We start from the raw sequence: 13,579 nt of genomic DNA, 5'->3' as shown, positions 1-13,579 counted from the left end.
GGGTCATCCGGGTTCGCAGATCCGCGACAACGCGTTGAGCAAGGCACGTTACGAGTTCCGCTGGGACGACCAGTTCAACATCGGCCTCGACCCGGACAAGGCGCGCGAATTCCACGATGAGACCCTGCCCAAGGAATCGGCCAAGGTCGCGCACTTCTGTTCCATGTGCGGCCCCCACTTCTGCTCGATGAAGATCACCCAGGACGTGCGCGATTACGCAGCCCAGCTGGGCGTGGCTGAAAGCGAAGCGCTGCAGAAGGGGATGGAAGTGAAAGCGGTCGAGTTCGTGAAGAGCGGCGCCGAGATCTATCGCAAGGTGTGACATGCCACTGATCCAGATCGAACTCAATGGCAAGTCGCGCCCGGCTGCCACCACGCAGACCCTGGAGGACCTGATCGCCTCGCTCGACCTCGCCGGGAAGAGCCTGGCGGTGTCGATCAACCGCGAGGTGGTCAAGCGTGCCGAATGGCCCAACCGTCACCTGCAGGCCGACGACAGAATCGAAATCGTTCACGCCATCGGCGGTGGCTGAACACGAGGAGACAAACATGCAGCTCAATGACCTGCCCGCGGCCAACGAAGCCGGCAATACCGAAAGCAACACCGACCACCAGCTCACCATCGCTGGCAAGACCTATGGGTCGCGCCTGCTGGTGGGCACCGGCAAGTACAGGGACTTTGACGAAACCCGCGCCGCAGTGGATGCGAGCGGGACGTCCATCGTCACCGTGACCATCCGCCGGGTGAACATCGGCCAGCACCAGCACGAACCCAATCTGCTGGACGCGGTACCGCCCTCGCAATTCACCATCCTACCCAACACCGGTGGCTGCTTCAACGCCAAGGACGCGGTCTATACGCTGCAGATGGCGCGCGAACTGCTGGGTGGGCACTCGCTGGTGAAACTGGAGGTGCTTGGCGACGAGAAGACCCTGTTCCCCAACATGCCCGAAACCCTGAAGGCGGCCGAAACGCTGATCAAGGACGGCTTCGACGTGATGGTCTACTGCAGCGACGATCCGATCCAGGCAAAGATGCTCGAAGACATGGGCTGCGTGGCGATCATGCCGCTGGCCTCGCTGATCGGCTCGGGCATGGGCATCCTGAATCCGTGGAACCTGTCGCTGATCATAGAGCAGACCAAGGTGCCGGTGATCGTCGATGCCGGCGTCGGCACCGCGTCGGATGCTGCCATCGCGCTCGAACTTGGCTGCGACGGCGTGCTGATGAACACCGCGATCGCCAAGGCGCAGGACCCGGTCCGGATGGCGCTGGCCATGCGCGACGCCGTGCGTGCCGGGCGCAACGCCTATCTCGCCGGGCGCATGCCGAAACGCTTCTCCGCCTCGCCGTCCTCCCCGATGGCCGGTCTGATGGCCTGAGTACATGGCGGGGGCGCAAGTCCCCCGCCATCAACGTTTTCGGCAATATCCTGCCGACGTTTGCGACGGGATAATCCTCATCCCAGTCATGACCTCCACAACGAACCCATGAGCATTCGCCCCACCTCCGCGATGTGGAAGCAGTTCATGCAGCGCGAAGCCAACAGCGCGATGAGCCTGCAGGGCCAGATTCGCCAGATGCTGGTCGCGACCATCCTCGACGGCCAGATTCCACTCGACGAGCCGATTCCCTCCAGCCGCGAACTGTCTTCGCACATCGGCGTTGCGCGCAACACCGTGGTCATCGCCTATCAGCAACTGGTCGACGAGGGCTATCTGCTGTCGCTGGAGCGCAAGGGCCACTTCGTCAACCCGGCCATCCTCGAAGGGCGTGCGGGGAAGACCGACCTCACACCGGTCGCAAGCCCTGCCGGTGCGCCCGACTGGAGCCGTCGCTTCCGCTTCCAGCCCTCCACCCAGCGCAACATCTGCAAGCGGGCGGACTGGCAGACCTACCCCTACCCCTTTGTCTACGGTCAGTTCGACCCCACCCTGTTCCCCACCGCCGACTGGCGCGAGTGCTGCATGAAAACGCTCAGCGTGCTCGAGATCAGCGAATGGGCGCAGGACATGATCCTGCGCGACGACGAATCCCTCGTGCGCCAGATCCGCACCAGGGTGTTGCCGCGTCGCGGCGTACGGGCGACGGACGACGAGATCGTGATCACCGTCGGCACCCAGCAGGCGCTGTATCTGCTGGCCGATCTGCTGACCAGCAGTGACACACCGGTCGGCATGGAAGACCCCGGCTACCCCGACGCGCGCAACATTTTCAGCAGCCGCACCAAGCGCATGGAAAGCCTTGCAATCGACGAGCAGGGTCTGATCGTCGACGACCGGCTCAAGCGCTGCGATTACGTCTATGTCACGCCCAGCCACCAGTGTCCGACCACGGTCACCATGCCGCTCGAACGTCGCGAGGCCTTGCTGAAGATGGCCGAGGAAGCGGACTTCATCGTCATCGAAGACGACTACGACAGCGAGAACCCGTTCGAAGGCGAGCCCCTGCCCGCGCTCAAGAGTCTGGACCGCAACAACCGCGTGATCTACATCGGCAGCCTGTCCAAGAGCCTCGCACCAGGCATGCGCCTGGGCTACGTCGTCGGCCCGGCCGAGCTCATCCGCGAACTGCGCGGTGTGCGGCGGCTGAACCTTCGTCACCCTGCGGCTTACATGCAGCGCGCGTTCGCGATCTTTCTCTCGCTCGGTCACCACGACTCGCTGCTGCGCAGGCTCTCGACGGCGCACAACGAACGGGCATGCGCACTGACGGCGGCACTGGCGAGCCATCTTCCGGCTTTTCGCCATGTGCCGATCTCGGGTGGTTCGTCGTGCTGGGTGGAAGGCCCTCCCTGGCTTGATGCCAATGTACTCGCAGAGCAGGCCCTCGCGCACGGCGTCCTGATCGAGACCGGCAGCGTATTCTTCATGTCCGAACCGCCCCCGAGAAACTACTTCCGTCTAGGCTTCTCCTCGATTCCGGTCGAGCACATCGACGCTGGCATCAAATGCCTGGCCGGCGTTGTCGCAAATCTGCAAACTTCAGAATAATTTCCATATTCTTCAAAGCCTTATCTGGACCAAACGATTCCCCCCAACTGGTCCTACGTCGTCCTCCGCAAGGGCCTTAACCTGTACCCACGTTGTCGATGGCCAGAGACACTGTTTTCGGCCACCGGCGCAACAGACAAGCCCAGCACCATCACGGAGAGATCACATGACCCAACCCACCACTGCCCTTCTGGAAGCCTTCGGCGACGCCTGGAACCGTCACGACATCGACGCCCTGATGAGCTTCATGGCCGATGACTGCTCCTTCCACGCCGTCGGCGGCCCCGACCTGCTCGGCCGCAGTTTCGTTGGCCGCGAGGCAGTGCGCGAAGGCTTCATGCTGGCCTGGCAGACCTTCCCTGACGCAGCCTGGCTCGACGGCGACCACTTCGTCGATGGCAATCGCGGTGTGAGCGAAACCACCTTCGTCGGCACCAAGGCCGACGGCACCCGCATCGAAGCACGCATGGTCGATATCTTCACCTTCCGTGACGGCAAGATCGCGGTCAAGAATGCATTCCGCAAGGATCGTCCGCCGGTATCCGTAGCCTGAGCGCGGATTCACGTCACACTGAATCAAGGAATCCGAGCATGGACGCTGCTACCGCCAACGTGAGCGCCGCCGCCGAAGGCCGCGCCACTCCCCCCTCCAAACCCTACGATCCCGCCTACGACCCCCTGGTCTCCGCAACGCCCGGCCAGGGCCGCGAGTACGCACCGACCTACTGGATCGGCACTGCCGGCGAGCCGCCCGCGGACGATGGTCCGATCACCCATGACATCGATGTAGACGTCGCCATCATCGGCTCCGGCTTCACCGGCCTGACGACCGCCATCTTCCTGGCGCAGGAATACGGCATCAAGGCGACCGTGCTGGAAGCCAACCGCACGGCGTGGGGCTGCAGCGTGCGCAACGGCGGTCAGGCGCAGTGCGCCTCCGGCCGGCTGAAGCGCTCGCAGTGGATCACCCGCTACGGTCTTGAAGCAGCCCTCGGCCTGCACCGCGAATGTGTGGACGGCATGGAAAACTTCAAGGAGCTGATCAAGGACATCGACTGCGATCCTCAACCCGGCGGTCACCTGTATGTTGCGCACCGCGAACGCATCATGCCGACGCTGGAGAAGGAAGCAAAGCTTCTGCGCGACGTGTTCAAGTACGACGCGCGCATCCTGGATGCCGACACCGTCAAGCGCGAGTGGGTTGGCGACGAGGAAGCCTGCGGTGCGATGCACGAACCCGAAGGCATCGGCATTCACGCCGGCAAGCTGGCCTTCGGTTACGTCAAAAAGGCACGCGCACTGGGCGCCACCATTCATCCCGCGAGCCCAGTACAGGGCTGGGAAACGCGCAACGGCGTGCATTACCTGAAGACCCCCGGCGGCATTGTGCGTGCCCGCGCTGTAGGTGTGTGCACCGGTGGCTATACTTCAAACAGCCTGCACCCCGAGCTGAAAAACCGTCTGCTGCCGATTCTGTCGAACTCCATCGTCACCCGGCCGCTGACCGCACAGGAAATCGAAGCGTGTGGCCTGCGCACGCACCAGGTCATTACCGATACGCGCGTACTGCGTCACTACTACCGCCTGATGCCGGACAACCGGCTGCAGATCGGCAGCCGCAGCGCGATTACCGGCAACGACGCACCGCAGAAGCAGTACGAGCAACGCCTGATCGGAGACATGTGGCGCAAGTTTCCGGCGCTCAAGGGTGTTCAGATCGACTACTCGTGGTGGGGCTGGGTGGATGTGAGTCACGACATGATGCCGCGCATCCACCAACCCGATCCGAAGGAAACGATCTATTACTCCCTCGGCTACGGCGGCAACGGCGTGATGTATTCGGCCCAGGCAGGGCGTCGCCTGGCACAGTGGATCGCAGGCAAGGGGAACGAACTGACATTGCCGATCTTCACCTCGAGGCTGCCGTTCCCGAACATCCGCGAGATGGTGGTTTCGGAGGCCTTTGCCCCGTTCCGCCGCTTCGGCCAGCGCTTTCTCTACCGCTGGTACGCCTACAACGACGAACGCCCCTGATTCATCCGCTGGCCTTCCGGCTCGCCGGAAGGCCCCCGCCCACCCCACTCATGGAGCGCAGGACCTCATAACAAGGGAATCCGCAGCGGGTACGCGAAAAGCGACCAAGGGTTTCCATCCCGAGCAGCACCACAGCCCTGTCCGAAACATCGGACCAGACAGACAAAGTTGGAGCCAACCATGAACATCAAGAAAACCGTACTGATCTCGTTCCTTACCGCCGGCCTGATCGCCGGATCGCAAGGTGCCTTCGCAGCCAATTTCAAGATGGCGCTGGGTGATGCTGCTGGTGGTACGCAGTGGGAACTGGGCCAGACCTTCAAGACCCTTTTCGAACAGAAAACCGGTGGCAAGCACAAGGTTGACCTCTTCCCCAACGGTCAGCTGGGTGACGAACAGAACACCGTGAACAACGCTGCGCTCGGTACGCTTGATTTCTCCGTGCTCGCAATCAACAACATCACCCCGTTCTCGCCCTCGGTTGGCGTGCTGACCCTGCCCTATGTCATCCAGAGCGCAGAGGAGGCCAAGAAACTCACCCAGGGCGACGTCGGCAAGGAACTCACCGAAAACACCGTTCGCGACGCTGGCGTTCGCATCGTCGGCTGGGCTTACTCGGGCTTCCGCGTACTGACCAACTCGAAGAAGCCGGTAACCAGCGTGGCCGACCTCAAGGGTCTGGTCGTTCGCGTACCGAAGAACGAAATCATGATCGCCACCTACCAGGCATGGGGCATCAACCCGACGCCGATGTCCTGGACCGAAACCTTCACCGCCCTGCAGCAGCGCGTCGTCGATGGTCAGGACACGCCCTACATCACCATTTCGGCGATGAAGTTCAACGAAGTCCAGAAGTACGTCACCAACATCCGCTATGTCTTCCTGCTCGAGCCGCTGATCGTCAGCGAGTCCGTATTCCAGGACCAGAAGCCGGACGTGCAGAAGGCCATTCTCGAAGCCGGTCGTGAAGCCACCGACCACAGCTACAAGTACCTGGTCGAAACCGAAGAGAAGATCAAGAAGGAACTCGCCGCCAAGGGCATGCAGATCAGCGACCCCGCCAACGGCGAAAAAGAGTTCATCGAAAAGGCCACCACCACGGTGTGGCCGAAGTTCTACAGCAGCATCGGCGGCAAGGACAAGCTCGACAAAGTCCTGAAGTCGCTCGGCCGCTAAGTCCCGGACTGCCGGCGCATCAATGCGCCGGCAGTGTTATTCCCGAGGTGCGCCCCCTTCTGCACCTGCCCCTGATCGAAATGCCGAACGACGCTGCTGCACTGCCCGCTTACGGCCCGATCACTGCTTTTGCACTTCTGATTCCGCGGAGCCTGCCATGTCCATCAAAAACGCCGCTCTGAAGCTCGTTGGAAATATCGAGGAGTACCTGGCAGAAGCGCTGCTTGCCTGCTTCGTGGTGCTGCTGTTCGTACAGATTCTGTTGCGCCAGTTCTTCCAGTATTCGCTGCCCTGGGGTGAAGAGCTCGCAACCTACATGTTCGTCTGGTTCGCCTACCTCGGTGCAACCGTGGCGGCAAAGATGTCGGCCCACAACCGCGTCACCTTCCAGTTCAAGTTCTTCCCGCCCATCGTGCGCAAGGTCTGCATGGCTCTGTCCGACCTGCTGTGGGTGTGCTTCAACATGTACTTCGTGTACCTGAGCTACGACTTCGTGTTCAACCGCATGAACCTGTTCTGGAAGTCGCAGACCCTCGGACTGCCGATGAAGTACTTCTACATGATCCTGCCGATCGCCTTCACGCTGATGTCGATCCGCATTCTGTGGAACCTCTACCTCACCCTGTTCAAGGGCGTGGAACTGATGGACCCGGAAGCCGAAGAGATCGAGAAGCTCAAGAAAACCGCAGCCACACAACAATAATCACGGCCACCCGCAGAGAGAACACACATGGACGCCTATATCGTAGAAATCCTGTTCGGCGGATTCTTCCTCATGCTGTTGCTTGGGGCGCCGATCACCATTGCACTGGGTGGCGCGGCACTCGCCACCTTCATCGCGGTGGAGAAGAACCCGATCGCCTTCGTGCAGATCGCCTTTACCTCGGTGGGCAGCTTTCCGCTGATGGCCCTGCCCGCGTTCGTGCTTGCCGGCGCCCTGATGGAAGCCGCCGGCATCTCGCGCCGTCTGGTGGACATTGCGGAAAACCTTGCCGGCCCGATCACCGGCGGCCTCGGAGCCGCCACCGTTCTGGCCTGCCTGTTCTTCGGCGCCATCTCCGGCTCCGGCCCGGCCACCACGGCGGCCGTCGGCATGCTGATGATCCCGGCCATGACCAAGCGCAACTACGACCGCAGCTACGCCTCGGCCGTGACCGCCGCCTCGGGTGGTCTTGGCATCATCATTCCGCCCTCCATCCCCATGGTGATTTTCGGCATCTCGGCCATGGGCCTGATGCCACCGCCGGACGCCGTCGCCAAGTACGGTGAATTCGCATCGGTGTCGATTCCGAAGCTGTTCGTTGCCGGTGTTGTTCCAGGCATCGTGATGGCGGGCAGCCTGGTGGTGATCAACTACTTCATCTCGAAAAAGCACGGCTACGTTGGTCTGACCGAGAAGTGGTCCTTCCCCGATATTCGCAGCTCGCTGCGCAGGGGCGTGTGGTCCATGCTGGCGCCAGTGATCATTCTCGGCGGCATCTACGCCGGCCTGTTCACCCCGACCGAATCGGCCATCGTGGCGATCTTCTACACGCTCTTCGTCGGCATTTTCCTGCACCGTGAGCTGAAGTTCGCATCCTTGCTCAACTCGCTGCGCACCACGACCTGGATCACCGGGCGCGTGCTCCTGATCCTCTTCACCGCGACCGTGTTCGGCCGCCTGCTGGTAGAGCAGCGCATCCCGGCAACCATCGCGGACTCGATGCTCAGCCTGACCGACAACATCTACCTCATCTGGTCGATGATCATCGTGTTCCTGCTCTTCGTCGGCATGTTCATGGAGACCCTGGCGGCCATCATGATTCTGGTGCCGGTGCTGCTGCCGGTGATGTACACCCTCGGCATGGACCCCACCCACGTCGGCATCGTCATCATCTGCACGCTGTCGGTCGGCTTCATGACACCACCGCTGGGCGAGAACCTGTTCGTCGCCTCGGGCATCGGCGGATCAACCATCGAAGCGATCGTCGCCCGCATCCATCCATTCGTGATCGTGTCGACCATTTCGATCTTCCTTATCGCCTTCTTCCCGCAAATCTCCCTGTGGCTGCCTTCGATGGTCGGCTACTGAACGTGAATCCCGGCCGGCGCATCGACGCCGGCCGGACACCTAACGGCATTTGTTGCGCATAAAGCCATCAACGGAGACTCATCATGTCGCTGAACCAAGGCCCCGTTTACGCAATCGCGCTGGCCACCCTGATCGGGGTCGGCCAGCCCACTGCATCAGTCGCAGCGCAGCCTGCTGCAGTCACGAGCGCCGAAACCCCTGCCGGCGTTTACAGCAACCCTCAGGCCGAGCGCGCCAACGCGCTGCTTGAACGCGCGGTAGAACATGTGCGCAAGAACGGCGTGATGGGGGTGGACGCCTTCAGCCGCGAGGCTCAATTCATCGATCGCGACCTCTACGTGTACGCGCTCGACATGAGCGGCCGCTTTCTCGCCAGTGGCGGCGCCTCTGCGGTGCTGATCGGGCAGAACGTGCTGACCGAGACCGATCTCGACGGTCGCCCTTTCTTCAGTGAGATGATCGAGATGGCAAAGGCCAGCGATCACGGCCGCATCGAATACCACTGGTTCAACCCCGCCGACAGCAAGAGCGAGCCCAAGCTGACCACGTTCCGACGCGTGGGCAACATTATCGTTGCGGTCGGCTACTACGCGCCGCGCGCCACGCCGGCTCAGGCCAGAAGCCTGCTCAAGCGTGCGATGAAGGCCATGATCGACGACGAAGCCGCCGCACTCACCGCCTTCCAGCACTTCAAGGGCCCCTTCGTGCGCGACGACCTGTACGTGGTCGTCGTGGATATCGCCTCTGGCAAGGTCCTCGCCCACGGCGCCAACCCGGCATTGGTCGGCACCGACGCCAACGCGCAGAAGTCACCGGACGGTGTCGAGATCGGGCGCGAAATGCTGGCACTGGCGCGCAAGGACGGCAAGGGCGAGTACGAATACAACTGGCGCAACCCCCTGACCGGCCGACTGGAAAAGAAGCACAGTTACTTCAGCACCCAGAACGGGCGTCTGATCGGTGTGGGCTATTTCTCGCGCTGAGTTCAAGCGCGGCAAGGTGACCGAATGACGGGCAAGGTACGCGCATCCGGTTTCCTGTTTTCGCTGACAGAATGTGCGCCCATTCCCACCAGCAACGGGATCAGGCACTGAAGATCCGGCACGTCGGCAGGCCAGGAGCGCCAGCCTGTCTCCTGGTCAGGCCTGATCCAGCTTCTTCCGCCATGCATCGAATTCGTCGCGCTGGATGTAGGTCTCCAGCCGGTTGATGTTCCCCGGCAGCTGTCGCCCTTCCCACTGCTCGGTTGCCCACCGTTTTATGTTGGCGTGCAGGTCGCCATGCTGAATGGCCGCCGCCAGCAACACTTCGGCATCGTGCTCGGCCAATGAGGCAGAGCTCATCTCGTGCGCCGCCTCCAGCAGGCTCAAGACGTTCGATCCGGATTCATGCTTGATCATGCGAGTCTCCTCGGTCTTGTTCTGTTTTCAATCCGGTGAGTCCTTGCCCGCATCGCTGGCGGAGCCCGACTCAGACCAGAAAAAGCGGGCAACTGCGCCCTCGCCTTCCCTCGCTAGTGTGCCTCAGCCTGTGCCAGGGAGATACAGGCCTCGGGATGCACGATGCAGGCAGGCACTGAAGCAGCCGTGACTTGCGTGGCGGGCATTCGTCCGGCCAAGAACCTACTGGCGCTGCATCCGACGCCAGCCCTTCATCAAAACGGACATAGAATACGGGCTTGAGTAAATGCCCAGCGGAGCACACGCATGACTTACAAGGTTTTCATCGACGGTCGTCACGGCACCACCGGTCTCAAGATCGACGAGCGCCTCTCCGGCCGCGACGAAATCGAAATCCTGACCATCCCCGAAGACAAGCGCAAGGACCCCGCCGTCAAGGCCGAGTTCGTCAATTCGGCCGACGTCGTCTTCCTGTGCCTGCCCGATGCGGCATCGAAGGAATCGGTTTCGCTGCTCGCCCCGGGCAACACCCGCACCCGCTTCCTTGACGCCAGCACCGCCCACCGGACCAACCCTGACTGGGTCTACGGCCTGCCCGAACTCAATCCGGGCCAGCGCGAACGCGTTAAGAATGCACAGAAAGTCGCCGTGCCGGGCTGCCATGCCAGCGGTTTCATCATGCTGATGCACCCGCTCGTCGCCGCCGGGATCGTGCCCGCCGACTACCCGGCCAGCACCTACTCCATCACCGGCTACAGCGGCGGCGGCAAGGAGATGATTGCCAGCTACGAAGAAGCCGGCGAACTCGGCGACAACATGAAGAGCCCGCGCTTCTACGCGCTGGGCCTCGCCCACAAGCACCTGCCCGAAATGCAGACGCTCACCGGCCTCGCCAACAAGCCGCTGTTCACCCCCATCGTCGGCAACTTTGCCCAGGGCATGGTGGTGGCTGTGCCGCTGTTGCCGCGCCTGCTCAAGCAAAAGGTGTCCGCAGCCGATGTCCAGCGCTTCTTCGCCGAGTACTACGCCGGTGAGACCTTCATCAAGGTCATGCCGTCGGACCCCGCGCCGATACTGGACAACGGCTTCCTGCCCGCGACCACCTGCAACGACACCAACCGTGCCGAGATCTTCGCCTTTGGTCACGAAGACCAGATCCTCGTCGCTGCGCGTTTCGATAACCTCGGCAAGGGCGCCTCGGGCGCTGCCATCCAGTGCATGAACATCATGCTTGGATTGGACGAGACGGCCGGGTTGGCGGTTTGAGCGATCGCATCAGGGGGCGCTTACAGCTGACGTCAGAAAGGGGCTGACCGGGTTCAAGCTGACCCGCCAGCCCCTGTTCCACGCCGGAGCGCAAGCGCGCCCGGCGCTCACGCCCGCTTGCCGGCCCCTTGCTGGTTCGGCAGGCGCTGATTGTCTGCCAGCCAGCGGTACAGATCGTTCAACGGCATGGGCTTGGCGAAGTAGTAGCCCTGAATGTAGTCGCAGCCAATCTGACGCAGATGTTCAAGCTCCTCGGGCTGTTCGACCCCCTCCGCAATGATCTCCATGCCGAGCTCCTTCCCGATATTTGCGATGTTGCGTGCCATCACGTCATTGCCTGCGCACAGGCCGACGACGAAGCTGCGATCGATCTTGAGCGCGTGGAATGGCAGCTTGCGCAACCGGTCGAGCGAGGAATAGCCGGTACCAAAATCATCGAGATGGAAGTGGTAGCCAAGATCGATCAGTTGCCCCATGACGGGAACAATCTCCGATCCGGCCTCGACGAGCATGCTTTCGGTCAGTTCGAGACGCACCGCCGACGCCGGCACTGAGTAACGTTCAAAGGTCTCACGAATATCCTTGACCAGATCGGTTCCGTGGAACTGCGCAACCGAGAGATTGACACTGCACTGCAGCGCCGGATAAAGGCGACAAAGCCCTTGCAGCGCCTCGCCGACCTGATCAAAGACGAATTGACCGATGCGAACGATCAGACCCGCATCCTCCGCGATCGCAACAAACTCTCCGGGTGGCACAAAGGTCCCGTCGAGCGACCAGCGCGCAAGCGCCTCCATGCCGACCGCGCGGCCCGAATGCGCTTCGACGATCGGCTGGAACCATACGTCAAGATCGCACCGGTCCAGCGCGACCTTTAGGGCGAGCTCCAGTTGCATTTTCCGCGCTGCAACGTCGAGCATGCTGATGTCGAACGCTGCAAACTGTGCCTTGCCACGCCGCTTTGCCTCGTACATCGCCAGATCGGCATTCCGCAGAACCTCCGCCGGGGCGAGGGTCACGCCAACGGACGAAACACCGCCGGACGCGCTCACCCTGAGCGCATGCTCTTCAAAGAGGATCGGCTCCTCCAGCGACTGTGCCAGGCGTTTGGCAAACCGCATCGCCTCGGGCACGCTGACGTCTTCGAGCAGGATCGTGAACTCGTCGCCGCCGATGCGTGCCGGCGTATCGTACCGCCTCACCAGCGCAACGATACGGGCAGCGACCTCTCGCAGCACGTGGTCGCCAGCGGCGTGGCCAAGGCCGTCATTGATCAGCTTGAAGCCATCGAGGTCGATCAGCAGCAGACTGCTTCCGCCGCCACCAACACCGTGCTGCCCACGGTTCTGCGCGGCTTCCAGGCGGGCCAGGATGAGCCTGCGATTGCCAATTCCAGTCAGCGGGTCGTGGTCGGCGAGATGGCGCAGACTGCCGTTCTGCGATTCGACCTCGGTCATCAAGCCATTGAGTGAGCGCGCAAGGCTGTCGAACTCGTCATCGCCCTGGACTGGCCAGCGAATTCCATTACCGCCTTCTTGCTGATGACGGCCGGCCAGTCTGGAAAAGAGCCTCAGCCGTTTCAGCACGTGGACATTCAGGATCATGTAGATGCCGGCGAGAGCCACCATGACCAGCACCAGCGCGTTCAACCCGACGGTCATGTACGTGAGCCTGCGCTCCTCTCCAAGTCGCGTCGGTCCGCCCACCGTGATCACCGCAGGCAGATCCTGAAGGGGTTGCCGGAGCGTCCAGCGCTCGTCCGAACCGCGCGTGTCGTGCGTGACAGAGGCCGTCGCAGTGCCGCTCGCAGGCGTTTCATCCAGGGAGAACTGGCTGGAGGTCGTCTTGCGCAAGCCCGCCAGATACGCATCATCAAGGCTGCGCAGGAAGAACATGTAGCCGCTCGCCGCGTGCTTTCGCGCGGTGTCGGTGATCGGTGCAACCGATAGCAGGTGTGGCTGCTCGCCGCCCCACAGCATCGACGTCGCAGTATCGTCGACACCGTTCCGGATGAGCGCCGAGAGCCAGGGCTGCAGCTCTGCAAGCATCGGTGCCGGTGTCTCGACAAGCGCTCCCTGCCTGTTGATCGTCATGCTGGATATCGGCTCACCGGCGCGGTTCGCGATCACGAACGTCGTCATGCGGATGTTCTTCATCGAATCAACGGTGAAGTTGGCCTTGATGAAATCAGGGAGCCTGCCCGCGAGAAAATGCTCTGCATCATCCCACCGCGCATAGTCGCCAATCATCGACGCCATCGACCGGCGTTCCTGCTCGAATGCAAGCGTAACACGCGCCAGTTCCTGCCGATAGTATTCCGCATCGAAGGTATCGAAGCGCTTGTCGAGCAGGTACACCGACAGGGCGAAAAACAGCACGCCGAGGATCAGCAACAACAGCGTCAGACGGTACAGAATCCATCGCCCGATGCTAGCCACCGATCTCGTACGATCCTGTACCACCGGTCTTCCCTCAGCCGAACAGAAAATCACGACGGCAACCCTGCCTGATGGTTCGTCGTTCCACCCGATACGCATTCACGACCGGCTATCTGTTTGGCCTGACCTGTCATGATTTGCGTGCAGGAACAGAACGATGGTGTTCCCCGAAATCATATACTGAACGACTGAAAGCGCTA

13 protein-coding genes are annotated in these 13,579 nt (G+C 61.9%); 11 read left to right on the top strand and 2 right to left on the bottom strand.

Going from position 1 to position 13,579, the window contains the following annotated elements:
- From AC22G6_RS18975 to AC22G6_RS18930, 10 genes are all read left to right on the top strand, one after another.
- Window positions 1-322, top strand: a 322-nt coding sequence (locus AC22G6_RS18975) for a phosphomethylpyrimidine synthase ThiC (protein ID WP_487368088.1), incomplete at its 5' end; no start/stop codon positions are given.
- 1 nt (window position 323) lies between these two features.
- Entirely contained in the window at window positions 324-533 is a 210-nt protein-coding gene (gene thiS / locus AC22G6_RS18970) for a sulfur carrier protein ThiS (protein ID WP_487368087.1), read from the top strand.
- Between the two features lie 16 nt (window positions 534-549).
- Window positions 550-1,383 carry a thiazole synthase gene (locus tag AC22G6_RS18965; protein WP_487368086.1) on the top strand — a complete coding sequence of 278 codons (834 nt, stop codon included), beginning with the start codon at window positions 550-552 and terminating at the stop codon, window positions 1,381-1,383.
- Between the two features lie 108 nt (window positions 1,384-1,491).
- Window positions 1,492-2,994 (top strand): MocR-like pyridoxine biosynthesis transcription factor PdxR, encoded by a 1,503-nt coding sequence (gene pdxR, locus AC22G6_RS18960; protein WP_487368085.1) that lies wholly within the window; start codon window positions 1,492-1,494, stop codon window positions 2,992-2,994.
- Between the two features lie 166 nt (window positions 2,995-3,160).
- Complete coding sequence (locus AC22G6_RS18955) at window positions 3,161-3,547, top strand: nuclear transport factor 2 family protein (protein ID WP_108948058.1); 387 nt, start codon at window positions 3,161-3,163, stop codon at window positions 3,545-3,547.
- Window positions 3,548-3,585: 38 nt separating this feature from the next.
- Entirely contained in the window at window positions 3,586-5,028 is a 1,443-nt protein-coding gene (locus tag AC22G6_RS18950; RefSeq protein ID WP_487368084.1) for an NAD(P)/FAD-dependent oxidoreductase, read from the top strand.
- A 180-nt stretch (window positions 5,029-5,208) separates the two neighbouring features.
- Window positions 5,209-6,204: a TRAP transporter substrate-binding protein gene (locus tag AC22G6_RS18945; protein ID WP_487368083.1), complete on the top strand. Its 996-nt coding sequence runs from the start codon at window positions 5,209-5,211 to the stop codon at window positions 6,202-6,204.
- A 157-nt stretch (window positions 6,205-6,361) separates the two neighbouring features.
- Complete coding sequence (locus AC22G6_RS18940) at window positions 6,362-6,907, top strand: TRAP transporter small permease (protein WP_487368082.1); 546 nt, start codon at window positions 6,362-6,364, stop codon at window positions 6,905-6,907.
- Window positions 6,908-6,934: 27 nt separating this feature from the next.
- Window positions 6,935-8,275, top strand: coding sequence for a TRAP transporter large permease (locus tag AC22G6_RS18935; RefSeq protein ID WP_487368081.1), 1,341 nt, complete (start codon window positions 6,935-6,937; stop codon window positions 8,273-8,275).
- Window positions 8,276-8,358: 83 nt separating this feature from the next.
- Entirely contained in the window at window positions 8,359-9,258 is a 900-nt protein-coding gene (locus tag AC22G6_RS18930; protein WP_487368080.1) for a cache domain-containing protein, read from the top strand.
- Between the two features lie 156 nt (window positions 9,259-9,414).
- On the opposite strand, the gene AC22G6_RS18925 is transcribed toward AC22G6_RS18930, so the two are convergent.
- The gene (locus AC22G6_RS18925; protein ID WP_487368079.1) at window positions 9,415-9,675 is read right to left on the bottom strand and encodes a hypothetical protein; all 261 of its coding nucleotides are present in this window, start codon (window positions 9,673-9,675) and stop codon (window positions 9,415-9,417) included.
- 306 nt (window positions 9,676-9,981) lie between these two features.
- On the opposite strand from AC22G6_RS18925, the gene argC reads away from it, so the two are divergent.
- Complete coding sequence (gene argC, locus AC22G6_RS18920; RefSeq protein WP_487368078.1) at window positions 9,982-10,941, top strand: N-acetyl-gamma-glutamyl-phosphate reductase; 960 nt, start codon at window positions 9,982-9,984, stop codon at window positions 10,939-10,941.
- A gap of 107 nt (window positions 10,942-11,048) precedes the next feature.
- Here the strand turns inward: argC and AC22G6_RS18915 are convergent, their stop codons facing one another.
- The gene (locus AC22G6_RS18915; RefSeq protein ID WP_487368077.1) at window positions 11,049-13,379 is read right to left on the bottom strand and encodes a putative bifunctional diguanylate cyclase/phosphodiesterase; all 2,331 of its coding nucleotides are present in this window, start codon (window positions 13,377-13,379) and stop codon (window positions 11,049-11,051) included.
- Window positions 13,380-13,579 lie beyond the last annotated feature (200 nt).

Source organism: Parazoarcus sp. PS-13 R2A (genome assembly GCF_057621855.1).
This window is presented reverse-complemented; position numbering and strand designations above follow the sequence as displayed.